Source organism: Tumebacillus sp. BK434 (genome assembly GCF_004340785.1).
Taxonomy (GTDB): domain Bacteria; phylum Bacillota; class Bacilli; order Tumebacillales; family Tumebacillaceae; genus Tumebacillus_A.
In genome coordinates this window covers 1,082,399-1,108,822 of sequence record NZ_SLXS01000001.1, presented here as the reverse complement: position 1 = coordinate 1,108,822, position 26,424 = coordinate 1,082,399, and the positions used below count along the sequence as shown (strand labels likewise).

26 protein-coding genes and 8 tRNA genes are annotated in these 26,424 nt (G+C 57.9%); 31 read left to right on the top strand and 3 right to left on the bottom strand.

The window, feature by feature from the left end; translation table 11 throughout:
• Positions 1-47: 47 nt before the first annotated feature.
• Entirely contained in the window at positions 48-1,232 is a 1,185-nt protein-coding gene (locus tag EV586_RS03865; RefSeq protein WP_165898214.1) for a M20/M25/M40 family metallo-hydrolase, read from the top strand.
• A gap of 2 nt (positions 1,233-1,234) precedes the next feature.
• The gene (locus EV586_RS03860) at positions 1,235-2,392 is read left to right on the top strand and encodes a DUF3866 family protein (protein WP_132943873.1); all 1,158 of its coding nucleotides are present in this window, start codon (positions 1,235-1,237) and stop codon (positions 2,390-2,392) included.
• On the opposite strand, the gene mciZ is transcribed toward EV586_RS03860, so the two are convergent.
• Entirely contained in the window at positions 2,344-2,499 is a 156-nt protein-coding gene (mciZ, locus tag EV586_RS20980) for a Z-ring formation inhibitor MciZ (protein WP_165898213.1), read from the bottom strand. The two genes, EV586_RS03860 and mciZ, sit on opposite strands and share 49 nt — an antisense overlap.
• Positions 2,500-2,583: 84 nt before the next feature.
• On the opposite strand from mciZ, the gene EV586_RS03850 reads away from it, so the two are divergent.
• From EV586_RS03850 to EV586_RS03790, 13 genes are all read left to right on the top strand, one after another.
• A complete protein-coding gene (locus tag EV586_RS03850) occupies positions 2,584-3,141 on the top strand; it encodes an NUDIX domain-containing protein (RefSeq protein ID WP_132943727.1) in 558 nt (185 codons plus the stop codon).
• A 2-nt stretch (positions 3,142-3,143) separates the two neighbouring features.
• Positions 3,144-4,331 carry an endonuclease Q family protein gene (locus tag EV586_RS03845; protein ID WP_132943726.1) on the top strand — a complete coding sequence of 396 codons (1,188 nt, stop codon included), beginning with the start codon at positions 3,144-3,146 and terminating at the stop codon, positions 4,329-4,331.
• 81 nt (positions 4,332-4,412) lie between these two features.
• A complete protein-coding gene (gene spoIIM / locus EV586_RS03840) occupies positions 4,413-5,063 on the top strand; it encodes a stage II sporulation protein M (protein ID WP_165898212.1) in 651 nt (216 codons plus the stop codon).
• A 22-nt stretch (positions 5,064-5,085) separates the two neighbouring features.
• On the top strand, positions 5,086-5,427 hold the full coding sequence (locus EV586_RS03835) for an RNHCP domain-containing protein (protein WP_132943724.1): 342 nt from the start codon (positions 5,086-5,088) through the stop codon (positions 5,425-5,427).
• Positions 5,428-5,486: 59 nt separating this feature from the next.
• Positions 5,487-6,335 (top strand): DNA alkylation repair protein, encoded by an 849-nt coding sequence (locus tag EV586_RS03830; protein WP_132943723.1) that lies wholly within the window; start codon positions 5,487-5,489, stop codon positions 6,333-6,335.
• 67 nt (positions 6,336-6,402) lie between these two features.
• Positions 6,403-6,846 (top strand): ferric iron uptake transcriptional regulator, encoded by a 444-nt coding sequence (fur, locus tag EV586_RS03825; RefSeq protein ID WP_132943722.1) that lies wholly within the window; start codon positions 6,403-6,405, stop codon positions 6,844-6,846.
• Between the two features lie 220 nt (positions 6,847-7,066).
• On the top strand, positions 7,067-8,185 hold the full coding sequence (gene ald, locus EV586_RS03820) for an alanine dehydrogenase (RefSeq protein ID WP_132943721.1): 1,119 nt from the start codon (positions 7,067-7,069) through the stop codon (positions 8,183-8,185).
• A gap of 99 nt (positions 8,186-8,284) precedes the next feature.
• A complete protein-coding gene (locus EV586_RS03815; protein WP_165898211.1) occupies positions 8,285-8,530 on the top strand; it encodes a DUF4227 family protein in 246 nt (81 codons plus the stop codon).
• A gap of 92 nt (positions 8,531-8,622) precedes the next feature.
• Complete coding sequence (gene xerD, locus EV586_RS03810; RefSeq protein ID WP_132943719.1) at positions 8,623-9,510, top strand: site-specific tyrosine recombinase XerD; 888 nt, start codon at positions 8,623-8,625, stop codon at positions 9,508-9,510.
• A gap of 393 nt (positions 9,511-9,903) precedes the next feature.
• The gene (locus EV586_RS03805) at positions 9,904-11,079 is read left to right on the top strand and encodes a phosphopentomutase (protein ID WP_132943718.1); all 1,176 of its coding nucleotides are present in this window, start codon (positions 9,904-9,906) and stop codon (positions 11,077-11,079) included.
• Between the two features lie 12 nt (positions 11,080-11,091).
• A complete protein-coding gene (locus EV586_RS03800; protein ID WP_132943717.1) occupies positions 11,092-12,420 on the top strand; it encodes a pyrimidine-nucleoside phosphorylase in 1,329 nt (442 codons plus the stop codon).
• Between the two features lie 65 nt (positions 12,421-12,485).
• Positions 12,486-12,701: a DUF1540 domain-containing protein gene (locus EV586_RS03795; protein ID WP_132943716.1), complete on the top strand. Its 216-nt coding sequence runs from the start codon at positions 12,486-12,488 to the stop codon at positions 12,699-12,701.
• A gap of 109 nt (positions 12,702-12,810) precedes the next feature.
• Complete coding sequence (locus EV586_RS03790) at positions 12,811-14,013, top strand: D-alanyl-D-alanine carboxypeptidase family protein (protein ID WP_132943715.1); 1,203 nt, start codon at positions 12,811-12,813, stop codon at positions 14,011-14,013.
• A 178-nt stretch (positions 14,014-14,191) separates the two neighbouring features.
• Here the strand turns inward: EV586_RS03790 and EV586_RS03785 are convergent, their stop codons facing one another.
• Positions 14,192-14,707: a hypothetical protein gene (locus tag EV586_RS03785; protein WP_132943714.1), complete on the bottom strand. Its 516-nt coding sequence runs from the start codon at positions 14,705-14,707 to the stop codon at positions 14,192-14,194.
• A gap of 220 nt (positions 14,708-14,927) precedes the next feature.
• On the opposite strand from EV586_RS03785, the gene recQ reads away from it, so the two are divergent.
• From recQ to EV586_RS03705, 16 genes are all read left to right on the top strand, one after another.
• Positions 14,928-17,060 carry a DNA helicase RecQ gene (recQ, locus tag EV586_RS03780; protein ID WP_132943713.1) on the top strand — a complete coding sequence of 711 codons (2,133 nt, stop codon included), beginning with the start codon at positions 14,928-14,930 and terminating at the stop codon, positions 17,058-17,060.
• 17 nt (positions 17,061-17,077) lie between these two features.
• Positions 17,078-17,656 carry a TetR/AcrR family transcriptional regulator gene (locus EV586_RS03775; protein ID WP_132943712.1) on the top strand — a complete coding sequence of 193 codons (579 nt, stop codon included), beginning with the start codon at positions 17,078-17,080 and terminating at the stop codon, positions 17,654-17,656.
• A gap of 109 nt (positions 17,657-17,765) precedes the next feature.
• Positions 17,766-18,218 (top strand): hypothetical protein, encoded by a 453-nt coding sequence (locus EV586_RS03770; RefSeq protein WP_132943711.1) that lies wholly within the window; start codon positions 17,766-17,768, stop codon positions 18,216-18,218.
• 15 nt (positions 18,219-18,233) lie between these two features.
• Positions 18,234-18,866, top strand: coding sequence for a hypothetical protein (locus tag EV586_RS03765; RefSeq protein WP_132943710.1), 633 nt, complete (start codon positions 18,234-18,236; stop codon positions 18,864-18,866).
• Between the two features lie 93 nt (positions 18,867-18,959).
• The gene (locus tag EV586_RS03760) at positions 18,960-20,423 is read left to right on the top strand and encodes a methyl-accepting chemotaxis protein (protein WP_132943709.1); all 1,464 of its coding nucleotides are present in this window, start codon (positions 18,960-18,962) and stop codon (positions 20,421-20,423) included.
• Between the two features lie 117 nt (positions 20,424-20,540).
• Complete coding sequence (locus tag EV586_RS03755) at positions 20,541-22,736, top strand: heavy metal translocating P-type ATPase (RefSeq protein WP_132943708.1); 2,196 nt, start codon at positions 20,541-20,543, stop codon at positions 22,734-22,736.
• 18 nt (positions 22,737-22,754) lie between these two features.
• Positions 22,755-22,958 carry a copper ion binding protein gene (locus EV586_RS03750; protein WP_132943707.1) on the top strand — a complete coding sequence of 68 codons (204 nt, stop codon included), beginning with the start codon at positions 22,755-22,757 and terminating at the stop codon, positions 22,956-22,958.
• A gap of 215 nt (positions 22,959-23,173) precedes the next feature.
• Positions 23,174-23,266 (top strand) — tRNA-Ser (locus tag EV586_RS03745).
• Between the two features lie 18 nt (positions 23,267-23,284).
• Positions 23,285-23,361, top strand: a tRNA-Met gene (locus EV586_RS03740).
• Positions 23,362-23,370: 9 nt separating this feature from the next.
• Positions 23,371-23,454 (top strand) — tRNA-Tyr (locus EV586_RS03735).
• A gap of 5 nt (positions 23,455-23,459) precedes the next feature.
• Positions 23,460-23,536, top strand: a tRNA-Leu gene (locus EV586_RS03730).
• A gap of 17 nt (positions 23,537-23,553) precedes the next feature.
• Positions 23,554-23,629 (top strand) — tRNA-Ala (locus EV586_RS03725).
• Between the two features lie 4 nt (positions 23,630-23,633).
• Positions 23,634-23,709 (top strand) — tRNA-Asn (locus EV586_RS03720).
• A 5-nt stretch (positions 23,710-23,714) separates the two neighbouring features.
• A tRNA-Thr gene (locus EV586_RS03715) sits at positions 23,715-23,790 on the top strand.
• Positions 23,791-23,921: 131 nt separating this feature from the next.
• Positions 23,922-23,996: transfer RNA gene (locus EV586_RS03710), tRNA-Gly, on the top strand.
• A gap of 104 nt (positions 23,997-24,100) precedes the next feature.
• Positions 24,101-24,895: an endonuclease/exonuclease/phosphatase family protein gene (locus EV586_RS03705; protein WP_132943706.1), complete on the top strand. Its 795-nt coding sequence runs from the start codon at positions 24,101-24,103 to the stop codon at positions 24,893-24,895.
• Between the two features lie 82 nt (positions 24,896-24,977).
• Here EV586_RS03705 and EV586_RS03700 read toward each other — a convergent pair whose 3' ends face one another.
• Positions 24,978-26,270: a helix-turn-helix domain-containing protein gene (locus EV586_RS03700; protein WP_132943705.1), complete on the bottom strand. Its 1,293-nt coding sequence runs from the start codon at positions 26,268-26,270 to the stop codon at positions 24,978-24,980.
• Between the last annotated feature and the right edge of the window lie 154 nt (positions 26,271-26,424).

The window sequence follows — 26,424 nt, the reverse complement described above, 5'->3', positions numbered from 1 at the left end:
CCCTGTCAAAACAAGGTCATACTAGGTGGCGAAAGGGGTGTATTTGCGTGCAATTGAACCAACAACAGGTGATCGATCGCTTTTTGGAACTGGTCAAGATCGACACGCCTTCTCATGAAGAGCGGCCGATGGCCGACTATCTGCTCCGCACCTTGCAGGAATTCGGGCTGGACGTGCATGAAGACAACGCCGGGGAGCGCGCCAGCCACGGGTTGGACAAAGCGACCGTCGAGATGCTCGGGCGTACGCGCAAGACGGGCAACGTGATCGCGCATCTGAAGGGCGATCTCGAAGGCGTCCCGGCCTTGATGTTCACCGCGCACATGGACACGGTCGTCTCGGCGAAAGGGATCTCACCGCAGATTCAAAACGGCGTGATCAAAACGGACGGCAAAACGATCCTCGGCGCGGACGACCGGGCCGGCATTACCGCGATTTTGGAAGCGATCCGCTTTTTGAAAGAGCAGGACATTCGGCACGGCGACTTGCAGTTCGTCTTCACGATCGCCGAAGAGACCGGGCTGTACGGGTCGCTGTTTCTGGAGCCGGACGAGATCAAATCGCAGTATGCGTTTGTGATGGATTCGGGCGGGCCGCCGGACACGATCATCACGATGGCGCCGACCGAGGTCGATTTTATCGCGCGCATCTATGGCAAAGCGGCACACAGCGGCGTCAATCCGGAAGACGGCTTAAACGCGATCTCCGTAACGGCCGACGCGATCTCCGGCCTGAAGCTCGGGCGCATCGATGAGGAGACGACGACGAACATCGGGATCATCCAAGGCGGCGAGCGCACCAACATCGTCTGCGACCGCTGCGAAGTGCGCGGCGAGGTCAGAAGCCGCAACGGTCAAAAGCTCAGCGAGCAGCTGGCGAAGATCCGCAGCGCCTTTGAGCTGGCCTGCGAAAAGTGGGGCACGCGGCTGGACTTCGAAGAGCAGAAGATCTATCTAGGCTTCAACCTGAACGAAGACGACGAAGTGGTGCGCCTCGCGATGGAAGGTGTGCGCCGGGCCGGACTGGAGCCGAAACTGGCGCCGCGCGGAGGCGGGAGTGACACGAACAACTTCAACGCCAAAGGCATTCCAGCCGTCAATTTGGGTGTGGGCGCAACCAATGACCATACGGTGGAAGAGAGCTTGAAAGTGCAAGATTTGCTGGATGCCACGCGCTTGGTGATTGGCATCATTCAGACGGCAGCTGAACGCACGGGGGTGAAGTCGTCGTGAACATGCAGTTCGAGCGCGGCGTCATCACCGCAGTCGCCGCCGACACTGCAGACGGGCGGGAACTGCTCGTCGAGGTGAACGGGCAGCAGGAGCGGGCGTTTGCCGAGCCGGGCGTTTGCGCGCGGCCGGACGTTGGCGATGCGGTGCTGCTGAACACGACCGGCGTCCGGCTCGGGCTGGGCACGGGCGGCGTGCATTTTGTTGCCGCCCTGTTGGAAAAAGCGGGGACGGGCGGCACGGAGCCGTTCGATACGCCCGGCCACATCATGAAGCTGCGCTACACGCCCTGGCAGCGGGCGGTGCATGCGGTGGAAGAGCCGGATCACCCACTGCATGACCGCATCCGCGATGCGGAGAGCTTGCAAGGCGTTCCGGTGGTGATCTGCGAACTGCACTCAATGGTGCCGGCCGTTGCGATGACGCTGCAGCATCAATTGGAACAAGCGGGCGGGCCGTCTGGCAGCATCGCGTACGTGATGACAGACGGCGCGGCGCTGCCGATGGCGTTTTCCCAGACGGTGCGCACGCTGAAAGAGCGCGGGCTGCTCACCGGGACGGTCACCGTCGGACACGCGTACGGCGGCGATCTGGAAGCGGTCAATCTCTACTCCGGGCTGCTGGCCGCCCGCCACGCGATCGGAGCGGACGTGATCATCGTCGCGATGGGGCCGGGCATCGTCGGCACCGGCACCAAATACGGGCACACCGGCCTCGAAGTCGGCCAGGCGGTCAACGCCGTGCATACGCTCGGCGGCGACCCGGTCGTCGTACCGCGCTTGTCTTTCGCCGACCGCCGCGAACGGCACCACGGGGTGTCGCACCACACGCTGACGGCGCTCGGGCGGGTGGCGCTCGCTCCGGCGACCGTTCCGCTGCCCGATCTGGCCGAAGGGGAGACCCGGCTGATCTTCCGGCAGATCACGCAGGCCGGGCTTCCCGAGCGGCACCGCTTCGTCGGGGTCAGCGGCCGGTCGATACTGGACGCAACCGGCCACTTTCAAGTACCATTAAAAACGATGGGACGGACGCTGTCCGAAGACCCTGCGTTTTTCCTCGCGGCGGGCGCTGCCGGCGAATGGGCAGCGCGGCTGATAAAAAAACCGCCCCGGCATCATGCCGTGCGGTCTTCTGCCGGAGCGTTATTGGCCGATAAGAACTGAGTGAGCGTGGCGTTGCTGTTGCCGGCGATCGTGCGGAGCACGGCGCGGATCTCCCAGGCCTTGCCGACCAGACGCAGTCTGTTTGCTGTCATGTACGTTTTCACCATGCGGGTTGTCCCTCCCGAACCTGTCGTTTGTTCCCAGTCTATTCCGGGAGTGGAAGAGTTATACCAAACGGAGGAGGAGAAAAGTTGTCTCACGATCATTTGATAGAAAAGACGCTCTCGTCGAAAACGATTTACGAAGGCAAGATCATCGACCTCACCGTCCAGACCGTGCAGCTGCCCAACGGCAAAGAAGCGCAGCGCGAAGTGGTGCTGCATCCGGGGGCGGTGACGGTGCTGGCGATCACCGATGATGAAAAGATCCTGCTCGTCAAACAGTTTCGCAAACCGACCGAGCGCGTGCTGATCGAAACGCCGGCCGGCAAGCTGGAGCGCGGCGAGAACCCGCTGGAATCGGCGAAGCGCGAACTGGAAGAAGAGACCGGCTATCAGGCGAAGGAGTGGAAGCACCTCGCTTCGTTCTTTACCTCGCCGGGCTTCGCCGACGAACTGATGCACGCCTATGTGGCGACAGGACTCACCTTGAAGCAGCAAAACCTCGACGATGACGAATTCCTGGACGTGCTGGAAGTGAGCGCTGACGAAGCGCAGCAGATGGTCGCCGACGGTCAGATCTACGACGCGAAGACGCTGGCTTGCGTCTACTGGTGGCTGCGCGAGCGCGCTCTGCAGGGCAAGGCGTAACGATGAGCGCAAAGCTGCGCGAGCATTTTCTGGACTTACATATTCACATCGGGCGCACGCAGGACAACCGCCCGGTGAAGATCACCGCCGGCAAAGATCTGACCTTTTTTGAAATCATCCGCGAGGCGGCCGACCGCAAAGGGATCGCGATCATCGGGATCATCGACGCCGTGTCGCCGCCCGTTTTAGATGAAATCGAAGACTACGTGAAGAGCGGCGTGCTGACCGAACTGCCGGGCGGCGGCTATGACTATCTGGGCCGGACGACCTTGTTGCTCGGCGCCGAGGTGGAGACGTCGGGGCCGCACGGCGGGGCGGCGCATTTTGGCATCTGGATGCGCGACATCCGGACGATGCGCGAGTTTTCGGAATGGCTGGGGGAGCGGGTCACCAACCGGGTGCTGTCTTCGCAGCGGGCGCGCTGCACATCGTTCGAGCTGCAGGCGAAGTGCGCGGAGCTCGGCGGGATGTTTATCATCAACCACGCCTTCACCCCGCACAAAAGCGTGCTTGGCAACTGCGTGCCCCGCGTGGCAGACATGGTGGAGCTGGAACATTTGACCGCGCTGGAGCTGGGCTTGTCCTCCGATTCGGCGATGGCCGACCTGTTTTCGGAGCTCGGCGGCGTGACGTTCGTCTCCAACTCGGATGCGCATTCGCTGGCCAAGATCGGGCGGGAGTACAACCGCGTGCGGGTCGCCGAGCCGACTTTTGATGAAGTAAAAAAAGCGCTCCAGCGTGAGGACGGGCGGGGCGTGACGGCCAACTACGGGCTCGACCCGCTGCTTGGCAAGTATCACCGCACCTTTTGCCTCGCCTGCGATGAAGTGCTCGACACCGCCGCGGTCCAGAGCCTGTCCTGCCCGTCCTGCGGCGGCACGAAGATCGTGCGCGGCGTGTTCGACCGCATCCGCTCGATCGCCGACCGCACAGAGCCGGTGCATCCGCCGCACCGTCCGCCCTATCACTATCAGGTGCCTTTGGAGTTCATCCCGAAAGTCGGCAAGCGGACGATCGTCAAGCTGCTCGACCATTTCGGAACGGAGATGAACGTGCTGCACCAGGCGACGGAAGAGCAGCTCGCCGATGTGGTCGGTGCCAAGATCGCGCGGGATATCGTGCTCGCCCGGGCCGGGAAGCTGGCGATCGCCACGGGCGGCGGCGGAATCTACGGAAAGATTCTCTCCTAGAACAGCTCTCTTGAGATTCATAGTCTCTCCATCTCCGGCATAGACTGAAGCATCAGCATGTCGGAGGAGGAGGGGCCAGCTATGTTTGGCAGAATGAAACAAGCATCGTTGTTATACCTGCGGGATCACCTGAGTTTGTTTGTCTTTACAGCGGTGCTGTTTATGATCGGCGCGCTGTTTGGCGCGATCGTCGTCGGTGCTTTGGCCGAGGATCAGGTGGCCGCGCTCAATGAATCGTTAAAAGGGTTCTTCAACGCGATCTCCCTTGATCAGACCGGCACCACCGCGTCGGAGATCACGTGGCATTCGGCAGCGTCATTTCTGAAGACGGTCGGTCTGCTCTGGATCTTGGGCATGTCGATCATCGGGCTGCCGGTCATCGTCATCTATATTTTCATCAAAGGATTTGTCGTCGGCTTTTCGGTCGGCGTGATCGTGTCACAGTTCAAAGGGCAGGGCCTCTTGTTTGCGACAGCTGCGATCCTGCCACAAAATCTGATCTATGTGCCGGCGCTGATCCTCTGCGGCGTGGCCGGCATCTCGTTTTCGCTGATGCTGGTCAGAAGCCGCTTCTCCAATCAGCAGCGCGGTGGTACCGGCACGCTGCTCTATCGAAATTTCCTCTCGTACACCGGGCTGATCGGCGCGGTCGCCGTCGCAATGGTGCTCGCCGCGTTTGTGGAAGGGTATCTCTCGCCGTCCCTGATGCGCCTGATCGTGCCACACGTGTAGGAGGCAAGGAGCGTATTGTCTCATGAGCCGTAAGTTTACTGTGATCAACGAAAATTTTGCCTGTGTGCACTGCGGGACGGACGTGCAACCCTTGGCGCAAGGGTCTTGCCGCAACCACTGTCCCCGGTGTTTTCATTCCCTGCATCTCGACATCAACCCGGGCGACCGGGCGGCGAACTGCGGCGGGCTGCTTGTGCCGATCGGCTTTGAGGAGCACAAGAAAAAAGGCCACATGGTCGTCCACCGCTGCCAGAAATGCGGACATGTCGGCCGCAACAAGCTGGCGTTTGACGATCCCGTGCAGCCCGATTCGTTTGACGAGATGGTCAAGCTGATCGAGAAATTTTCCTATCAAAACTTTTAATAGCCGCTCCCGCTCGCGGAAGTCTATAATAGACTTACCAAGATAAGGGAGCGATTTTTATGCCGAAGAAGCGAGTGTTGACCGAACGGGGACAAAACATCGTCCGGCTCGCCGCGTCGGGTGCGCCACAGGAGCTGGTCGATCTTTTTGAGGAAGGCACCCATCACGGCAAGCCGGGCGCCAATCAGGCCGAGAAGATGCTGGCCGCTGAAGCGATCCTCGACGCCTGCCAAGGCGACGACATCGCACTGACCCGGCGGGTGCGGGAGCTGGCCGCCCATCCCTCGCCGATGGCCAAGCAGGTCGCCTGCGCCTTGATGCAGGAGCTGTGGCCGCGCGAGCTGGAATTGACGCCGCTGATGCTCTTGCTTACGACCGATGAGGACTGGGAGGTGCGGGAGTGGGCGGCCCCGGCCTTCACCAGCCTTTTGTCCTCGGCCTGGCCGCAGCACCTCGGACTGATCGAAGAGCTGGCTTTGCATCCGCACGAGTCGGTCAAGCGCCAGATCGCGCTCGCCGTCAAACAGACCGCCCAGAAAAAGCTGCCGGAGAGCATTGGTCCGCTCTTGCAGCTGACCGAGTTGCTGCTTGGGGCCGAGCATGAGTACGTGCGGATCAACCTCGGCCCGTTTTGCATCGGTGACGGCCTGCTGCGGATCTACCCGGCAGAAGCGCTGCCCAAGCTGCACCAGTGGGCGCGGGCGGAGAGCTGGCCGATGCGTTGGAACGCCGTGATGTCGTTTAGCGGAGCACAGGGAGCGGTCCATCCTGACGACGCGTTTGCGATGATTTCCCTGCTGTTGTCCGACTCGCACAAAGAAGTGCAGAAGGCGGCCCGGAAAACGCTGAAAAACATGCGCAAGCGCTGCCCGGACGACGAGAGATTCGCTGAACTGGCAAATGTTTGACACGTCTAAAACCGTTGAATATAATAAGGAAGGATTTAGAGAATAGCAGGCTAAGGGGGGGCAGGAGATGCAAGAGAGACTCGAACAGATAAAAAAACAACTCCATGCGGAGCAGTTTAAGCTGACCCCTCAGCGTGAAGCAACTTTGCGCGTGCTTCTCGAGAACGAGGAAAGCCATCTGAGTGCGGAGGAGATTTTCATGCTGGTCAAGCAAAAGTCGCCCGACATCGGCCTTGCGACCGTCTACCGCACCCTCGATTTGCTGTGCGATCTGAAGATCATCGAGAAGCTCAACTTCGGCGACGGCGTGGCGCGCTACGAGTTCCGCACCGACGATCATCCGCATCACCATCATCATCTGATTTGCTTGAAATGCGGGAAGCTGTCGGAGATCGAAGACATGCTTGACGACCTCGAGGAGCGGGTCGAACGCGACCACAACTTTAAGATCGTCGATCACCGCGTCAGTTTTCTCGGCTACTGCGAAACCTGCAAAGGCGATGTTTCGTAATGCATTAGCATGCAGAAGACTGCCTGCATGTTCTTGCAGACTGTGTCATTTTTTGCAGATTTCCGGCAGTTGCCGTATACTCTGTTTTGGATGATGCAGACTACAATCATGCACCATAGCTGGACAAGTTTCCAAGTCGTCTCGACTTGGCATATTTATTGCATATGAAAATGTATTGTTTGGACGAGCCATGCTCGCACTTAAGGGGGCCTACATAATTATGAACGTTGGAATTCCGAAGGAAATCAAGAACAATGAAAACCGTGTTGCCATCACTCCGGCGGGCGTAGAAGCGCTGCGCACCAACGGACACAACGTCTTTGTCGAAACCAATGCCGGTTTGGGAAGCGGTTTCACGAACGAAGACTACCAGAACGCAGGCGCTGTGATTCTGGAGTCGGCCGGCGAAGTTTGGAGCACCGCCGACATGATCATGAAAGTGAAGGAGCCGCTTCCGTCTGAATACGGCTACTTCCGCAAGGATCTGATCCTGTTCACCTACCTGCACCTCGCGCCGGAGCCGGAGCTGACCAAAGCTCTGATCGACCAAGGCGTCGTGGCGATCGCATACGAAACCATCCAACTGCCGGACCGTTCCCTGCCGCTGCTCACTCCGATGTCTGAAGTGGCCGGCCGCATGTCGGTGCAGATCGGCGCGCAATTCCTGGAAAAACCGTGGGGCGGCAAAGGCGTCCTGCTCGGCGGCGTCCCGGGCGTACTGCCGGGCAACGTTGTGATCATCGGCGGCGGCATCGTCGGCACCAACGCAGCGAAAATGGCGCTGGGTCTCGGCGCGAACGTCACCATCCTCGACAACAACGCGACCCGTCTTCGCCAGCTGGACGACATCTTTGGCGGCCGTCTGCGCACCTTGATGTCCAACTCCTTCAACATCGAGTCGATGGTTCGCGACGCGGATCTCGTGATCGGCGCCGTGCTGATCCCGGGCGCTCGCGCACCGAAGCTGGTCAAAGAATACATGGTCAAGCAAATGTCTCCGGGCTCTGTCATCGTCGACGTGGCGATCGACCAAGGCGGCTCGATCGAGACGATCGACCGCGTGACCACGCACTCCGAGCCGACCTACGTCAAGCACGGTGTCGTACACTATGCGGTTGCCAACATGCCGGGCGCAGTTGCCCGCACCTCGACTCTGGCGCTGACCAACGTGACCCTGAACTACGCGGTTGCGCTGGCGAACAAAGGCTGGGCACAAGCGGTGAAAGACGATGCGGCACTGGCGAAAGGCGTCAACGTCGCAGCCGGCAAAGTCACCTACGAAGCGGTTGCGACCGCTCTGGGCTACGACTACACCGATCTGGCAGCTGTCACTGCCTAATCATTCAGCATGAACGGAAGAAGGAGCAGAAATTGCTCCTTCTTTTTTGCTGTTCCTGTCCATACAGATAAGAAGAGGGACTGTAAGGGGGGACAAGAGATGATCATTTCCGTTCGCCAGTTGTCGCGCTTTTTGCGCATGGTCATCTTTACCGTCATCTTCAGCTTCATCTGCTTCAAAGTGCTGATGATCGTGCAGGAGATGATTGAGCCGGCCAACAAGTACAAAGAGCCGGTCGGCGGGGATGCGGTGAAGGTGGAAGCGCGGTATGAGGAGGCCCAGTCCGAGGCGATCTACGAGGAAATGCTGGACCGGCTCAGCCTGTTTTTTGAAATCGGGGAATAGATTTCTTTACATAACTTTTGTCCGGCGGGCAGGATTTCCGTCCAAATTGCCGAATTTCTTTGGGGTCAAGCATGGACAAAAGGAGTCGTTACATGGACAGGCTGATCGAGCGATTTATACATTACCTAGCAGTAGAACGAGGACTCGCACTGAACACACTCGAGTCGTATCAACGTGACTTGATTGGGTATGCAGGCTTCCTCGAGCGAAGCGGCATCCGCGACCTGAACCAAACGCGGCGCGCCAACATCATCGCGTATCTGGCGGAACTGCAGCGCAAGGGACGCGCGACGTCCACCATCTCGCGCAACCTGGCTTCTTTGCGCGCGTTCTACGGCTTTTTGCTGCGTGACGGCCTGATCGACGGAGACCCGACGGCCAACCTGGAATCGCCGAAGATCGAGAAGCGCCTGCCAAAAGTGCTGTCGGTGGCAGAAGTGGAGTCGCTGCTTGAAGGCCCCGACACGGGCACCGTAGCCGGCGCGCGGGACAAGGCGATGCTCGAATTGCTCTACGCGACCGGAATTCGCGTTTCTGAGCTGGTGTCGTTGAACATCTCGGACGTGAACATCAACATGGGATTTCTCAAATGCTACGGCAAAGGCTCCAAGGAGCGCATCATTCCGCTCGGTTCGGTCGCCTTGACCACCGTCGGCGACTATTTGTTAAAGAGCCGCGGTAAACTGCTCCGCGACCAGACGGAAGATTCTCTGTTCCTCAACCACCACGGACAGCGTCTGTCGCGCCAGGGCTTTTGGAAGATCATTAAGAAATACGCGCAATCTGCGATGATCGATAAAGAGATCACGCCGCATACCTTGCGTCACTCCTTCGCGACGCATCTGCTGGAAAATGGGGCAGACCTGCGGGCCGTGCAGGAGATGTTGGGGCATGCTGACATCTCGACCACTCAGATTTATACGCATCTCACCAAGTCTCGACTCAAAGAAGTCTACGCCAAAGCACATCCGCGTGCCTAAGCACAACATTGACCCTCACATTTGATGTGGGGGTTTCGTATTTATATATCAGCCAACCCATTTACGTAACAACCCCCCTACCCCCAATGTGCATGGAAAGCCCCTCCGCCAATCGGCGCGAGGGGCTTTTCTCTGGCAATCTTTTCTGTATATAATAGTCGGGTGGCGGCCACGCTGTTCCGCATGCTTGACGGAAGAAGTGCAGACCAAAGGTTCATTGAAACAGGTGCTCGCATCGTATGTGCTGTAACGTGCCGCTTCCTCTGCGGAGGCGGTTTTTTGATTTTGGATCCATGGGTTGTCAGACATCTGTCCTTTGGGGTACATTAATGGACAAGACAGGAAAGACATACCCTAATTGTGAGTAACGAGCCAAACGGAGGAGATTCTGACATGAGCTATAACCGCATCGTGTTTATCGTATTGGATAGCTGTGGCATTGGTGAAATGTATGATGCTGCTGAATATGGAGATCAAGGTTCGAACACCATCGGCAACATCGCCAAGGCGGTCGGCGGCTTGAACGTACCGAATCTGGAACGCCTCGGCCTCGGCAAAATCCACCCGGTGCAAGGTGTGAGCGCACAGGTGGAAGCGCTGGGATCGTACGGCAAGATGGCTGAGCTGTCGGCCGGCAAGGACACGACGAACGGCCACTGGGAGATGATGGGCATCAAGCTCGACAAGCCGCTCCCGACCTACCCGGAAGGCTTCCCGCGCGACCTGATGGACGAATTTGAGCGCCGCATCGGCCGCAAGACGCTCGGCAACTACCCGGCTTCGGGCACGGAGATCATCAAGGATCTCGGCGAAGAGCACATGAAGACCGGATCGCCGATCATCTACACTTCGGCAGACTCCGTCTTCCAGATCGCGGCACACGAAGAAGTGATCCCGCTGGAGGAGCTGTACAGCATGTGCAAGATCGCCCGCGAACTGCTTGTCGGCGAGCATGCGGTCGGCCGCGTTATCGCCCGTCCGTTCATCGGCGAACCGGGTCATTTCACCCGCACGGCGAATCGCCATGACTACTCCCGCGACTTTGGCCGCACTGTGCTCAACGAGATGGACGATGCCGGGCTGTCTGTAGTCGGCGTTGGCAAGATCTACGACATCTACGGAGGTTCCGGCGTGAACGGCAAAGCGTCGACCAACGGCAACATGGACGGTGTGGACAAGACGCTGGAGCAGATGAAGCAAGTGGAAAAAGGCTTGATCTTCACTAACCTTGTCGACTTCGACGCGCTGTACGGCCATCGCAATGACCCGGAAGGTTTTGCCAAGTCGATCCACGAGTTCGACGCGCGCCTGCCGGAGATCTTGGCGGCGATGAAAGAGGACGACCTGCTGATCCTCACCGCCGACCACGGCTGCGACCCGACGACGCCAGGCACCGACCATAGCCGCGAGTACGTGCCGCTGATCGTCTACGGCAAAAACGCGCAAGGCAACATCGACCTTGGCACCCGCAAGACGTTTGCAGATCTCGGGGCGACGATCGCGGAGAACTATGGCTTGCAGAGCACCGGCCTTGGGGAAAGCTTCCTGAGCCGGATCGTGAAAGGCTAAGGGGTATTTGCCATGAGAATGTATGACATCATCCACAAGAAGCGCGACGGAGGCCAACTGACCAAGCAGGAGATCTCCTTCGTGATCAAAGGGTTCACCGAAGGCACGATTCCCGACTATCAGATGTCGGCGCTGGCGATGGCGATCTATTTCCAAGGCATGACTGCGGAGGAGACGGCCGAACTGACGTTGGCGATGGCGCAGTCGGGCGACATGATCGACCTCTCGGCGATCAATGGGAACAAAGTTGACAAGCATTCCACCGGCGGCGTCGGCGACACGACGACGCTGGTGCTCTTGCCGCTGGTGGCGTCGGTCGGCGTGCCGGTCGCCAAGCTGTCCGGGCGCGGGCTCGGACATACGGGCGGCACGATCGACAAGCTGGAAGCGATCCCGGGCTTCGGGATCGACTTGCCGGAAGCGCAATTTGTGCAAAACGTCAACGAGTATGGCTGTGCTCTGATCGGCCAGACCGGCTCGGTGGCACCGGCCGACAAGAAGCTGTATGCATTGCGCGACGTGACAGCGACGGTCGATACGATTCCGCTGATCGCTTCGTCGATCATGTCCAAGAAGATCGCTTCGGGCGCCGACTCGATCGTGCTCGATGTGAAGACGGGCGACGGCGCGTTTATGAAGACGCTGGACGGCTCCTTTGAGCTTGCTAAAGCGATGGTCGATATCGGCACGAACGTCGGCCGCAACACGATCGGCGTCATTTCCGGGATGGAGCAGCCGCTGGGCTATGCGATCGGCAACGCGCTGGAAGTGCAGGAAGCGATCGACACCTTGCGCGGCCAGGGGCCGGACGATCTGGCCGAGCTGTGCATGGTGCTCGGCTCGTACATGCTGGTCGCGACCAACCATGCAGCGACGGCGGAAGAGGCGCTGCAGATGCTGACCGACTCGCTGCAAAGCGGCAAGGCGCTGGAAACGTTCCGTCGCTTCATCGCTGCGCAAGGAGGCAACCCGGCGGTTGTCGACGACCCAACCTTGCTGCCGCAGGCGAAGCGTCAAGTGCCGGTGACGCTGGGCCGTGCGGGGTTCGTGGCGGAGATTCACGCCGAAGAGGTCGGCACGTGCGCGATGCTGCTTGGCGCAGGACGGGAGACGAAAGAGTCGGAAATCGATCTGGCGGTCGGAATCGTCCTGCACAAGAAAGCGGGCGATGCGGTCGCGGCGAACGAACCGATCGCCACCCTGCACGTCAACGACGAGAGCAAACTCCGCGAAGTGATTACGCGCCTGCAGGCCGCTTATGTGCTCTCTGATGAGCAGCGTCCTGCGCCGCCGCTGATTCACGGCGTGGTCACCAAGGCGGGAATCGAACGCTTCGCATAAGCCAAGCGAGTCGGTATATGCGACATTTCTGCTGGCAACAATAAGCTCCATAGGGGGTGATTGGAATGCCGGCAGGTGTAAAATGCCAAGTGGAAGAATGCATGTATAACAAAGAGACGGCGTGCGTCGCGGAGAAGATTGAAGTGACCTCGAACGGAAACGATGTGGTGGGCACCAACAAAGGGACCATGTGCGGGACTTTTGATTATCGTGACCACTATCGCGCGGATGCGGGCCTCAGCAAAAAAGAATACCGCGAGCGTTTTGACGAGCAGCACTAAACACAACCCCTCATCAGAGGGGTTTTTCATATTTTGTAATAAAAAAACCAAACTGGAAGCATGCTACAGGTGCTGACGTTCACATGAAACGATCCAGGGAGGGTAAGACATGTCTCTCACAAGACGACTCGGCCGCACCTGCACAGCGCTGCTGTGCGTGACGGCGCTTCTGTTTGCATCTTGGACAGGCTCGGCATCGGCAGCCGAGAAGAAGGATAACAAGGCGGCACAGGTGGATCTGGCCAAACAATCCGTATCGGCAGTGCTGATGGATCAGGCGACCGGCACGGTGCTGTTTGAGAAAAACGCCCATCAGAAGCTCCCGCCCGCATCGGTGACGAAAGTGATGACGATGCTGTTGATCATGGAAGCGGTGGAGAACGGCAAAGTAAAATGGAGTGACAAGATCCGCACCAGCGAAAACGCGGCCAGCATGGGCGGCTCGCAGATCTTCCTCGAACCGGGTGAAGAGATGTCGCTGGAAGAGATGTTCAAAGGCATCGCCGTCGCGTCCGGCAACGACGCAGCGGTGGCGGTGGCGGAGCACCTGGCCGGTTCGGAAGAAAGCTTCGTGCAGCTGATGAACGAGCGGGCGGAGCAGCTCGGCAGCAAGAACACCCATTTCAGCAACGTAAACGGCCTGCCGGTGGAGAATCACTACACCTCGGCGTACGACATTGCGCTGATGTCGCGCGAACTGCTCAAGCATGAAGGCGTGACGAAATTCACCGGCCTCTATCAGGATTACCTGCGCAAATCGAGCGAAAAGCCGTTCTGGCTGGTCAACACCAACAAGCTGGTGCGCTTCTATACCGGTATGGACGGTCTGAAGACCGGCTTCACCGCTGAAGCGAAGTACTGCCTCTCCGCGACGGCCAAGCGCGGCGGCTTCCGCGTGATCGCCGTGGCGATGGGGGCGCCGACCTCTCCGGTGCGCAATGCGGAGATCTCCCAGATGATGGATTACGCCTTCGCCAACTTCAAGTCGGAAGTCCTGTACAAGCCGGGCCAGGTCGTTCAGCAAGTGATGATCGACAAAGGCGATGTGCGGTCCTTGCCGATCATCACCCGCGACACGGTCGGCGTGCTGATGAAGAAAGGCGATAAGAAAGCGGCGTACCAGCAGGAAGTCGTGCTCAACGATGTGAAGGCACCGATCAAAAAAGGCCAGGTGCTCGGCTCCGTCGTGATCAAAAAAGACGGTCAGGAAATCGCCAAATCGGACCTCGTGGCCAGCCTCGACGTCAGCAAAGCCGGCATGTGGACGATGTTCAAACGCACGGTGGAAAGCTGGCTGACGTTTGGCTCGTAATCGCATAGGTGCTGGGGAGCATTCAAGACCTGCGCGGGTCTTGGATGCTCTTTTGGTTGTCAGGAGCTTGCAAACGGAAATGAAAGGGATTTGGAGCGATGCTTTTGGGGATGGCGACGTTATTGGAGGGGAAGGAAAGGGCAGAGTCAACCTCGGCGGTGAGGTTGACTCTGATGAATTAAACGGCGACTTCAACCTGCTCTGCGAAGGAGTCTTGCAGTTTCATGATCTGATTCTGCTGAGCGAACACCTGCTCCTTGAGCTCAAAATGGCTGGGGATCAGCTTGATGGCGAGCGACGTCTTCTCATTGAGCAGGGAGAGCTGACCTTCCATCTTGTTCGTCTTTTCGTGTAACGCGGTAATGTCACGTTCCACAATCGCAAAGTGCGTGGCAGTCTCCTCGGTAAACGCGATAAATTCCTGGCGATGGCTGTTGAATTCCAGTTTGAAATCGGCAAATTGATCTTCCAAAGCGGAGACCCGTGCTTCCAAAGCGGCGACCCGCTCTTCCAAAGCGGCGACCCGCTCTTCCAGAGCGGCGACCCGCTCTTCCAGAGCGGCGACTCGCGCTTCCAGACGGATGATGCGCTCTTCCAGTCTGGCGAAGTTGGCGGCAGTTTCTGCCTTGAACGCGGTGAAGTCGTGGTGAAAGGTCGTGAGAAGGGAGAGGATCTGGTCGAGTTTCTGTTCCATGAGGATCGTGCTCCTTTTCAATTGAGGTAGCGGGATGCTGTGCTTCGTTTAAAAGACAAGCATCCACGTATTATGTAAGTCGGAAGAGCAGGATGTGGTCATTATAGCGCAGGATACAGGGCTTGGCTAGATTGAACATTTTTGGCCCGAGTTTGCACAGATGTCTCGTTTCTTTTTTGCAACAGCGGTGGTAGGATAGAGAGAAAGCGAGGTGTTGCCCGTGTTTGAACAAGCTCTGCATCTGCTCAAGAAATACTACGGGTACGATTCGTTCCGCAAAGGACAGGAACGGATCATTGCCAGCATCTTGAGCGGACACGATGTGCTCGGGATCATGCCGACCGGCGGAGGCAAGTCGATCTGCTATCAGATCCCCGCACTGCTGCTGCCAGGCCTGACCCTGGTCATCTCTCCTCTGATCTCCCTCATGAAAGACCAAGTCGACGCGCTTCAGAGCATCGACATCCCCGCCACCTATATCAACTCGTCGCTCACCCAGACCCAAGCGGAAGAGCGCATGGAAGCGGCCCGCCACGGCGCGTACAAGCTGATCTACATCGCCCCGGAGCGCCTGGACTCCGAACGCTTCCGCTCCCAGCTCGAAACTCTCCCCATCTCGATGATCGCCATCGACGAAGCGCACTGCATCTCCCAGTGGGGCCACGATTTCCGCCCCAGTTATCTCGCCGTTCCCAAGGTGCTTGACCTGCTGCCCCAGCGTCCGCTCGTCACCGCGTTTACGGCGACCGCGACCACCGAGGTCACGCGCGACATCGTCGAGCTTCTTGGCATCGACCCGGCCTATTCGTTCGTCACCGGGTTTAATCGCGAGAACCTCACATTCAAAGTGCTGCGCGGGGAGAACAAGCGCGATTTTGTCCTGCACTATCTGGAACAGAACCGCGAACAGGCCGGAGTCATCTACGCCGCGACCCGCAAAGAGGTCGACACCCTGCACGCCGATCTGCTCCAGCGCGGCTTCACCGCCGGCAAATACCATGCCGGACTGAGCGACGATGAGAAGACTTTGTTCCAGGAGCAGTTCCTCTACGACGACATCCGGATCATGGTCGCGACCAACGCCTTTGGGATGGGCATCGACAAGTCGAACGTCCGTTTCGTGCTGCACGTCAACTTGCCGAAGAACATGGAGTCGTATTATCAGGAGGCGGGCCGCGCCGGACGCGACGGCGAGCTGAGCGAATGCATCCTGCTCTACCACCCGCAGGATGTCCAACTCCAGAAGTTTCTCATCGAACAGTCGGTGATGGCCCCGGAGCGCAAGCCGCAGGAGTACAAGAAGCTCCAGTCGATGGTCGATTTCGCGCACACCACGCGCTGCCTGCGCAACTACATCCTTGAGTATTTCGATGATGAAGCGGCCGAGCCGTGCGGCGTCTGCTCGAACTGCAAGGACGAAAGCGAACTGAAGGACATCACCGTCGAAGCACAAAAGATCTTCTCCTGCATCTACCGGATGAAGGAGCGCTTCGGCGCGTCGCTTGTCGCTCAAGTCTTAAAAGGCTCGGCGAACAAAAAAGTGCTCCAGTTCGGCTTCGACAAACTGCCGACCTACGGCCTGATGAAGTCTTACAAAGAAAAAGAGATCACCGATCTGATTCACGTGCTGATCGCCGAAGGGTATCTCGTGCTGACCGACGGACAATACCCGGTGGTGCGCCTCGATGCCAAAGCGGCGCAAGTGCTGAAAGGACAAGCGCAAGTCCTGCAAAAGATCCGCCTGCGCCAAGAAAAGGCGGCGAGCGGCGATAACACGCTGTTCGAGCGCCTGCGCGAACTGCGCAAAAGGATCTCCCAGCAGGAAAAAGTGCCGCCGTACATCATCTTCTCCGACAGCACATTGCGCGAGTTGAGTGAGTACTGCCCGACCGACGAAACGGCGATGCTGGCGGTCAAAGGGATCGGCGAAGGCAAGATGGCGCGCTACGGCGCTCCGTTCCTGCAGTTGATGCAGGAGTACGCTGAGGAGCGCGGCCACGCGCCGGCCCGTCCGCAGCCTGCCGCGTCGCCAGAGGCGTCCGATACCGACGAGACGCCAAGCCACTTCAAGTCCTATCAGCTGTTCCAAGACGGCTTGTCCCTGTCTGCAGTCGCCGAAGAGCGCGGGCTGAAGCCGGTCACCGTGCAGGATCACATCATCCGCGCGATCTCCGAAGGGCAGCCGGTCGAATGGGAGCGCATCATCCCGCCCGAGCAGGAGCCGCTGATCCTTGCCGCGATCGACGAGCTCGGCGCGGAAACGCTGAAGCCGCTCAAAGAAGCGTTGCCGAAAGAAGTCGACTATTTTGCGATCAAAGGCGTGCTCTGCAAGCGCTCCTTGCAGCTCGCCTAAGAAAGTAGGAAGAGCTTGTGGCGAAGAAAAAAGTGGAGCGGGGCGAACTGCTGGCCGCCACCGAGCGGCTGCTCGTGGAGAAGGGCTATGACGGCTTCAATTTCTCCCTGCTCTCCGAGCGCTTAGGGGTCGGCCGCAGCACGCTTTACGATCATTTTTCTAACAAAGACGACCTGATCGCCGCGTACATGACCGATGCGATGGACAGGATCATCACCGCCTGCGAGCGCCTGCGCGCCGAAGCGGACGCGTTGCAGCAGATCAAGGGGATGATCACGATCTTCCATGCGCATTCGCAGATCCACCAGATCGTTCAGCTGATCCCCGCCCTGAAAAACGCCGGTGCCGCTTCGGAAAAAGTCGCCCGGGCGCTTCTTGGCGTGCAGGAGGATCATCAAAAGCTGGCCGGGCTGCTGAGCGAGGCGTGTGAAAAGGCGAAGCAGCAAAACGCGATCCGCCAGGGCGTGCCGACGGCGATGATCGCCGCGCTGCTGTTCCAGTCTGTGCTGCTTCCCAATCCGCAGGGACTGAGCACGGAGCTGTGGAGCGAGCAGGTCTTTGACCTGCTGTATCACGGCCTGCACGAAGCGAAATGATCTTGACTGATCGGTCAGCCTATGACATAATCAACCCGACACCCGACACATGTGTCGGGTTGGCAGTTGCTAAAGATGAATTGCCATTGAGAAGAGCGGGGTGAATCTGATGTATGGATCGATGTTCTTTTTGCATATCACCGGTCTGGCCGTCTGGCTGGGCAGTTTGGTCGTGCTGAGTTTCCTGCTGGTCATGATCAAGCGCGGTGCAGGAGAAACTGTTAAGGCTCAGATCATCGCCTACCTCAAGCTGACGAACGGCTTGTCGCATCCGAGTGCACTGATCGTGCTGATCTCGGGCGCTGTCATGCTCCAGCAGCTGGGGATCGAGCACAGCGATCTCCCGTTTTGGATCTCCTTTATGGAGCAGGGCGGCACGCTGATGGTCTTGTTCTCCACGATCGTGCTGGCACTGGTCGGGCGGCGTTTGAAAAAGCGCCTGCTGGCGGCAGACGGCGCACAGGCGGCCGTGCGGACAGCAGGTCCGTATCGTACGGTGCTGCTCTTGACCGTCTGCGGCGTGCTGGCCGTGCTTGGGGTCGTTTCGCTGAAGATCATGTAGAAAGAAGGACGCATTATGAACTTGTTGTTGTGGAGCTTCGCCACGCTGCTCGCCGGCTACTTTTCGCTGCAGATCCTGCAGGAGTGGCTGAAAAAGCGCAAAGCGGCTCAACTGGCGTGGCTGATCGGCTTCCTGATGTACACTTTCAGCGCCTTGGGCAGCGCGCTGTCCTACATCTGGGGCTGGGATGAGACGGTGTACCGCGTATGGTATGTATCGGCAGCTTCTCTCGTCGCCTTTCTGGGAGCCGGGCAACTGTACTTTACAATCAGGAAGCGGTGGGCGCATGTCTTCCTTGCACTGATCGTCGGCGTGACGGCCGTCATGCTCTACCAGGCGCTGACCGTGCCGGTCGATCTGGCGGTCTTGCAAGGGGCAGAAGGTGAGATCGGCGGCGCAGCGCTGCCGAGCGCAGTGCGGATCTTTTCACCGATCCTGACGATCCCGGGCAGCCTGGCGCTGATCGGCGGCGCGTTTTTCACAGCGATCGCACGCCGCTCCAAATCGGGCCTGTGGATCGGGATCGGGTCGCTGATCATCGCGATGGGCGGGACGTTTACACGCCTCGACCTGCCGCAGATGCTGCCGTTGGCCAACTCGATCGGCATCGGGCTGATCTTCTACGGATATCGTCTGACAAAAAGTTAACCGGGGATACCATCCCCGGTTTTTTGTTCTGGCAATACAGTTAAAAAACCCCTATAATTGAGTTTGATTGATTCATAGTGTAGGGGTGGAAGCGTGACAAACGAAAAAAGACTGCAAGAGAGGCTGTTTCAGCATGACTTTTATCTGAAGTCGATCAATTTGGCGCGGATGGGGCTGTTGATGGGCCTGGGATTGTCGTTCGTCTTTGCGGCGCTCGACGTCTGGATTGTGCCGGAAGTGAAGAACCAGTTCTGGTTCATCCGTTTTGCTCTGACCATTCCGCTGACTCTGATTGCGTTCATCCTCTCGTACACCAAGTATTTTGAGCGTCTGATGCAGCCGCTCTTGCTGCTGTTCCCGACCGTTTCCGGTTTTGGCGTGGTGTATATGATGTACCTCGCACCGCACGCATCGTTTTTGTATTATGGCATGATGATGTTGTTCATTTTTATTTACACGATGTCGCGCCTGCGCTTCCGCTATGCGAGCGTGTTGGGCACGGCGATTTTCGGCGCCTGGTTCGTCATGGCGTTTCTGACGTCCGACTCGATGATGAACTTGATGACCGATGCATTTTTCCTGTTCTCCACCAATTTTGCTGGGATGTTCACCTGCTACATGCAGGAGAGCGAACTGCGCAAAGAGTTCACCCAGCGCGGGCTGCTGCAGGCGGAGCGCGACAAGACGGCAGAGCTCGTCGCCGACATCTCCGTGCGCAATGAAGAGCTGTCCTCGGCGACCGAGACGATGCGCGCCTTGTCCAAAAAACTGCAGGTGACAGCCGAAGAGGTCCTGAAGGAAGCCAAGACGGTCGCCTCTTCTTCGACACACGCTTCGGCAGCGCTGCAGGAGACGGCGGTCGGCATCCAGAACGTCGCCGGGCTCGCTCAGCAGGTCAGCGCCTATTCCTCTTCGCTGTCCGACAAAAACACAGAAGTCCAGCAATCGGTTGAGACCGGTACAGATCGCGTCCGCGAGATCCTCGATGTGACCAAGGATGCGTTGGTTACCGCTCACGACAACGCGCAGAAAGTCAAAAGCCTGCAGGACGAGACGAAAAACATCGCCCAGATCATCGACATCATCGTCAACATCTCCCAGCAGACCAACCTGCTGGCGCTGAATGCAGCGATTGAGTCGGCACGGGCCGGCGAAGCGGGCCGCGGGTTTGCCGTGGTGACCGGCGAGATTCGCTCCCTGGCCGATGAGACGGCGGCGGCCACTTCGAAGATCGCCCAGATTCTCGATAAGATCCGCGATGAGTCGGATGCGGTCGCCGAGAAGTCGCATCTGCTCAAAGACACCACCGAAAAGATTCGCACCAAAGGCGAGCAGGTCTCTGAAGAATTTGAGATGATCTCGTCGAGCGTCTCCTCGATGAGCGAGATGGTGCGCATCGTCGAAGAGGCGGCGTCGGAGCAGTCGATGGCGGCTGCTGAGATGTCGGTCGAAACGGACAAAGCGATCTCCGCTTCGGAAGAAGTGGTGCAGGTCGCCGAGGAACTGGAGAAGATCTCCTCGAAACTCGATGCGATGATGGAACAATTTAAAGCATAATCGACGCGAAGCCAAGGGCATCAAGTTCCCTTGGCTTTTTTGTATTTTTGGTCAGGTATGTGTTGACAATTTAGATGCGGAGCGATATGATACATACCATAGGGGGGTATGGTTCAAATGAGCGAGCAAAAAGTAACGTTGCAAGTGACAGGCATGACTTGTGCCGCCTGCTCCGCCCGGATCGAAAAAGTCGTGGGCAAGATGGACGGCGTCGAAGCTGCCAACGTCAACTTGACGATGGAGCGGGCGACCGTCACCTTTGACGAGGATAAATTGCAGGCGCAAGACATCATCAAACGCATCGAAAAGCTCGGCTACGGAGCCGCCCCGATGGAGGAGGAAGCCGACCCTGAGGACGGGGAGAAAGCATGGCGGCGTCAGATCGGCCTGTTTATCTTCTCCGCTGTGCTGTCGCTGCCGTTCCTGCACGGGATGCTGTCGATGGTCGGCATCAACATCGCGCCCGGGCTGTTGATGGACCCGTGGATGCAGCTGATGTTGGCGACGCCGATCCAGTTTGTGGCCGGCTTCCGCTTCTATGTCGGCGCGTTTAAGGCGCTGCGCAACAAAAGCGCCAACATGGATGTGCTGGTCGTGCTCGGCACCTCCGCCGCCTATTTTTACTCAGTCTGGATGATGGCACGAGGCGAACAGCACGTCTATTTCGAGACCAGCGTGATCATCATCACGCTGATCCAGCTCGGCAAGATCTTTGAGCATCTGGCCAAGACGCGCACCTCGGACGCGATCAAAAAGCTGATGAACCTGCAGGCGAAGACGGCGACGGTGATCCGCGACGGGCGGGAAGTGGAAGTGAAGATCGAAGAGGTGGTGCAAGGCGATGTCGTGCTGGTGCGCCCGGGCGAGAAGATTCCGGTCGACGGCACGGTGCTGGACGGCCAGTCGTCTGTCGATGAATCGATGCTGACCGGGGAATCGATCCCGGTCGACAAAAAGCCGGGCGACGCGGTCTTCGGCGCTACTTTGAACAAGAACGGGGCGCTGCGCTTCACCGCCGACAAGGTCGGCAAAGACACGGCGCTGGCTCAGATCATCCGCGTCGTCGAAGAGGCGCAAGGCTCTAAAGCTCCGATCCAGCGCATGGCCGACGTCATCTCCGGTATCTTCGTGCCGATCGTCGTCGGGGTCGCTGTGCTGACCTTCCTGATCTGGTTCTTCCTCGTTAACGTCGGATTCAACGAGGCGCTGACGGTGGCGCTGATGAACGCGACGGCGGTGCTGGTCATCGCTTGCCCTTGCGCCCTCGGCCTCGCCACGCCGACCTCGATCATGGTCGGCACAGGCATTGGGGCGGAAAACGGGATTCTGTTTAAAGGCGGCGAACATTTGGAGAACCTGCAAAAGGTGAGCGTGATTCTGCTCGACAAGACGGGCACGATTACCAAAGGGCAGCCGGCCGTCACCGATGTGGTGCTTTTGGGCGAAACGTTCCGCTCCGAGACCGAGCTGCTGCATCAGGCCGGCCGCGCTGAAAAACACTCCGAGCATCCGCTGGCCACGGCAATCGTCCGGGCCGGCATCGATGACGATGGCGGGCTCGACGACCCTGAGGAATTCGAAGCGCTGACCGGGCGCGGCGTGCGTGCGGTCGTCGACGGGCGCAAGCTGTTGATCGGCACCCGCCGCCTGCTGCAGGAGACGGGCATCGATTACAGCGTGGCAGAAGACGCGCTGGAGCGCCTGGAAGGGGAAGGGAAGACGGTGATGCTCGTTGCGGCAGACGGGCAGGTCGCCGGTCTGATCGCGGTGGCCGATACCGTCAAAGAGACTTCGCAAGCGGCGATCGCCGAGTTGAAAGCGCTGGGGCTGAAAGTGGTGATGATCACCGGCGACAACCGCAAGACGGCACAGGCGATCGCGGCGCAGGTCGGCGTCGACGAAGTGCAGGCGGAAGTGCTGCCAGAGGACAAAGCGAACGCCGTCAAGCGCTACAAGAGCGCCGGACATCTCGTGGCGATGGTCGGGGACGGCATCAACGATGCGCCCGCCCTGGCGATGGCCGATGTCGGGATTGCGGTCGGCACTGGCGCCGATGTGGCGATCGAAGCGGCCGATGTGACCCTGATGGGCGCTGAGCTCGAAGGGGTGGCAAAAGCGGTGCGTCTGTCGCGGGCCACAATTCGCAACATCCGGCAAAACCTGTTCTGGGCGCTCGCCTACAACGTGATCGGCATTCCGATCGCCGCATCCGGCTTGCTCCTGCCGTGGGTGGCAGGCGCAGCGATGGCGTTCAGCTCCGTCTCGGTCGTCACCAATGCATTGCGGTTAAAACGCGTCAAACTTGACGCCTAACATAAGGAGGAAACAATAATGACTTCATTCACGTTCAATGTCAAAGGCATGTCTTGCGGGCACTGCAAAAGCGCGGTGGAAGGCGCGCTGAAAGAGGCGGGGGCCGCAGCGGTCGACGTCGATCTGGAGGCGGGCCGTGTGGCGGTCTCCTACGATGCGGACAAATACGACCTGAACAAACTGCGCGATGCGATCGAAGACGCAGGGTACGACGTTGTTTAACCGTTAACACCTCATCCGGAAGCGGATGAGGTTTTTCTTTGTTTATGGCTGCGAAAAAAGTAGTGCGGACAAGATAGTGAATGATAATGGAGCACTTTGTTCACAATTTGTCTGATTTCTGCCGATTTTGGCGATTGAGTGCGGACGAGTCCCGTGATATATTAATTTATGTCGCCGCTGATGAACGAGCGCCTGACACGAATGCATAATCAAGTGGAGAGATGTCCGAGTTTGGTCGAAGGAGCACGATTGGAAATCGTGTAGGCGCCTAAAACGTCTCGGGGGTTCGAATCCCCCTCTCTCCGCCACTTACCTTACAACATCGTGGCGGCGTAGCTCAGCTGGCTAGAGCGACCGGTTCATACCCGGTAGGTCGGGGGTTCAAGTCCCTCCGCCGCTACCAACTTTAGATGGAGAGATACCAAAGTGGCCAAATGGGGCGGACTGTAAATCCGTTGCGAAAGCTTCGAAGGTTCGAATCCTTCTCTCTCCACCATTTCTGCCGAAGTGATGGAATTGGCATACGTGCGCGACTCAAAATCGTGATTTTGTGGGTTCGAGTCCCACCTTCGGCACCAACCACATCCTGCCCAGCGGGGGTATAGCTCAGTTGGTAGAGCACCTGCCTTGCAAGCAGGGGGTCAGCGGTTCGAATCCGCTTATCTCCACCATCGTTCCCCGATAGCTCAGTTGGTAGAGCGCCCGACTGTTAATCGGATGGTCACAGGTTCGAGTCCTGTTCGGGGAGCCATACACGCCTTTTTAGCTCAGTAGGTAGAGCGCATCCATGGTAAGGATGAGGTCATCGGTTCGATTCCGGTAAAAGGCACCATTTTTTCTTTCGGCGCTGGACGAAGGAAGCCCAGCTAAAAGCGCGACATCCTGTCGCAACGCTGGACGAAGGTAGCCCAGCTAAAAGCGCGACGTCCTGTCGCAACGCTGGACACGGTACATCCTGTACGTGCGGAAGTGGCTCAGGGGTAGAGCATCGCCTTGCCAAGGCGAGGGTCGCGGGTTCGAATCCCGTCTTCCGCTCCATAAGCATATGAGGGCATCTCGCAGAGATTGCGGGATGCCTTTTTTAAAACTTAAAAAGTCTGATTATTTTAATAAGTTTGGCAATCGCGAAGGAGGCTGGGGAGATGAAACGCTTTTGGAAACGATTCGCGTGGGTTGCTGTCGGGATTCTGGTGCTGTTTTCGAATAAAGTGGGTGTCGAAGGCCAGGAATCCTTTCCGAGTCCAGAACTCCACGGCGGTGCGATCTCCCTGAAAGCGGTTACCTATAACATTCAAATCGGCAAAAACGCGGCCGGCGACCTCGACCTGGAACGGACGATCGACGAACTGAAAGAGCTGGAAGCGGACATCATCGGCCTGCAGGAGGTCGAGCGCTACTCGCCGCGCTCCGGGCTGAAAGATCAGGCCAAACAGATCGGCGAACGGTTGGGGCTGGAATACCGCTTTGCACCGGCTTTAAAGATCGGGCCGTTCGAATACGGCAATCTGTTGCTCTCCCGCTATCCGATCGAAGCGCTCAAGGTGATCCCGCTGCCATCAGGCAGGGAAGAACGGGCTGCGCTCCTTGCCACTTTGAACATTCATGGCCGCCAGGTGGCGGTTGCCGTCACCCATCTCGGGCTCAACCACGAAGAGCGCATCGGGCATGTGAACATCTTACAACAGGAATTTGCTGCCGTAGGACTGCCCTTGATCGTCATCGGGGACTTTAATACGACGCCTGACAGTGAGGAGCTGGGTCCGTGGACTCAGAACCTGCAGCACGTGTCCCGTGTGCCGCTGGTGACTTTGCCAGCCGCTGCGAAGCAGATCGATTCGATCCTCATCTCCCGCGAATTTTCAGTCGGAAATGTGTTCACTGTGCAGAGTGATGCATCCGATCATTACCCGCTGGTGGCGCGTCTTGAGTTGCCTTAATTGACAGACTATTTAAAAGAAGTCATAAAAGAACCCCTGTCTCTCATAAAGAAACAGGGGTTCAACATTTTTCGTGCTCTTGTTACATGATCAGCACGCGTTCGCGCAGGTTCGACTCGACGATGCTCTGCATTTTTTGCAGGGACTCGGTCGCAGCCAGGAAGTCACCGTTCGACTTGTAGATCTCGCCAAGCAGGGCGTAGGTCTTGGTGATCTGGCCGATCATATCGAACTGCTGGAACAGCTCGATCGCTTTTTCAGCGAACTCGATCGCAGATGCAAACTCTTCCAGACCCAGTTCCACTTCCGCCAGCGTGCGGAACACGAATGCGGTCTCGCGGATGCCCGGCTGGAGCAGTTCCAGCGCTTGTTTGCAGTGTGCTTCTGCGTCTTTGTAACGGTTTTCCTTCAGGAGCAGGCGGGCGATCTCACTGTGCACGTTGGCGTTGTCGAAGTCGTTGCCGTGCTTGGAGAAGCCGTCCATGCATTCTTCCAGCAGCGCCAGCGCATCTTCAACTTTGCCTTCATCGCCTTTGATCATCGCGAGGTTGACTTTGCAGTCATAGGACGCTTTAATCAAATTCAAGGACTTGAATATTGCAATCGCGTCCTGTGTATGTTCAACAGCCTTTTTGTAGTTCTTCAATTCTTTGTTGGCGTGGCCCAAACCGTTGTAAGTTTCACCGATTAATTTTAGGTAATTAGTACCTTGCAGCAGGTGGTAGGATTCGGTGTAATATTTAAGTGCGTCATTATATTCACCGAGTTTCAAGTTAACCATCCCGAGGTTGGTGATGACGAACGCTTTCGTCGACACGTCGATGCCCTCGGTGCGGGAGAGTACTTGGTACGCTTTCTTCCAGTGGAACTGTGCCAGCAGCAGGTTCTCTTTGCGCAGCTGGATCACGCCAAGCTTGTTCAGTGCCAGAACTGCGATGTTGTGTTCACCGGAGCGGATCGCGCTGTCCAAAACGTCTTCGAAGAGTTCAGTTGCGCGCTCAAACTGTTCCACATGCAGGTAGCAGTTCGCCAGGTCGAACGAGATGTTCGTCAGCTGCAGGTGCGGAGCCGGGTTGTCGAGGAGCTCTTCAAGCAGAGAGATCGATTTGTCGTATTCTCCAGATTCCATATATGCTTTCGCCAGCTTGTAGGTGCTTGTTTGTTCGAGCTTGGTCTGCATGTCAGACAAGAAGTAGTCGACCGAGGTCTCGAGCTTTTCTGCGATGGCGCAGAGCAATTTATGAGATGGATTGGCTTTGTCCGCTTCGATCTGTGAAATCATACTCGGGGTGACCATGCCGGAGCCAAGATCACTTTGAGTGAGACCCTTCATGATTCGAAGTTCTTTGATTTTTTGTCCTAAAGACGTAGGCATTTGGGTTCCCTCCCACCCTAAAGCTAAATTAATCTTTATTTTCTTCTTTATTGTACTACAGCGTCCAATAGAAAGGAATACCACTGAAGTCAATTCGTGAAAGAAAATCACGACTTTAAATATTATACAGCTTATACATAACTCCTGAACAATA

Excerpts from the sequence above, each read along its gene's own strand:
- EV586_RS03705 (WP_132943706.1), top strand. The coding sequence starts at position 24,101 with ATGAAACGCTTTTGGAAACGATTCGCGTGGGTTGCTGTCGGGATTCTG.
- fur (WP_132943722.1), top strand. The coding sequence starts at position 6,403 with ATGCAAGAGAGACTCGAACAGATAAAAAAACAACTCCATGCGGAGCAG.
- mciZ (WP_165898213.1), bottom strand. The coding sequence starts at position 2,499 with ATGGTGAAAACGTACATGACAGCAAACAGACTGCGTCTGGTCGGCAAG.
- EV586_RS03830 (WP_132943723.1), top strand. The coding sequence starts at position 5,487 with ATGCCGAAGAAGCGAGTGTTGACCGAACGGGGACAAAACATCGTCCGG.
- EV586_RS03765 (WP_132943710.1), top strand. The coding sequence starts at position 18,234 with ATGAACTTGTTGTTGTGGAGCTTCGCCACGCTGCTCGCCGGCTACTTT.
- ald (WP_132943721.1), top strand. The coding sequence starts at position 7,067 with ATGAACGTTGGAATTCCGAAGGAAATCAAGAACAATGAAAACCGTGTT.
- EV586_RS03805 (WP_132943718.1), top strand. The coding sequence starts at position 9,904 with ATGAGCTATAACCGCATCGTGTTTATCGTATTGGATAGCTGTGGCATT.
- EV586_RS03770 (WP_132943711.1), top strand. The coding sequence starts at position 17,766 with ATGTATGGATCGATGTTCTTTTTGCATATCACCGGTCTGGCCGTCTGG.
- EV586_RS03815 (WP_165898211.1), top strand. The coding sequence starts at position 8,285 with ATGATCATTTCCGTTCGCCAGTTGTCGCGCTTTTTGCGCATGGTCATC.
- EV586_RS03700 (WP_132943705.1), bottom strand. The coding sequence starts at position 26,270 with ATGCCTACGTCTTTAGGACAAAAAATCAAAGAACTTCGAATCATGAAG.
- EV586_RS03845 (WP_132943726.1), top strand. The coding sequence starts at position 3,144 with ATGAGCGCAAAGCTGCGCGAGCATTTTCTGGACTTACATATTCACATC.
- EV586_RS03755 (WP_132943708.1), top strand. The coding sequence starts at position 20,541 with ATGAGCGAGCAAAAAGTAACGTTGCAAGTGACAGGCATGACTTGTGCC.
- EV586_RS03860 (WP_132943873.1), top strand. The coding sequence starts at position 1,235 with ATGCAGTTCGAGCGCGGCGTCATCACCGCAGTCGCCGCCGACACTGCA.
- spoIIM (WP_165898212.1), top strand. The coding sequence starts at position 4,413 with ATGTTTGGCAGAATGAAACAAGCATCGTTGTTATACCTGCGGGATCAC.
- EV586_RS03790 (WP_132943715.1), top strand. The coding sequence starts at position 12,811 with ATGTCTCTCACAAGACGACTCGGCCGCACCTGCACAGCGCTGCTGTGC.
- EV586_RS03800 (WP_132943717.1), top strand. The coding sequence starts at position 11,092 with ATGAGAATGTATGACATCATCCACAAGAAGCGCGACGGAGGCCAACTG.
- EV586_RS03785 (WP_132943714.1), bottom strand. The coding sequence starts at position 14,707 with ATGGAACAGAAACTCGACCAGATCCTCTCCCTTCTCACGACCTTTCAC.
- EV586_RS03795 (WP_132943716.1), top strand. The coding sequence starts at position 12,486 with ATGCCGGCAGGTGTAAAATGCCAAGTGGAAGAATGCATGTATAACAAA.
- xerD (WP_132943719.1), top strand. The coding sequence starts at position 8,623 with ATGGACAGGCTGATCGAGCGATTTATACATTACCTAGCAGTAGAACGA.
- EV586_RS03835 (WP_132943724.1), top strand. The coding sequence starts at position 5,086 with ATGAGCCGTAAGTTTACTGTGATCAACGAAAATTTTGCCTGTGTGCAC.
- EV586_RS03750 (WP_132943707.1), top strand. The coding sequence starts at position 22,755 with ATGACTTCATTCACGTTCAATGTCAAAGGCATGTCTTGCGGGCACTGC.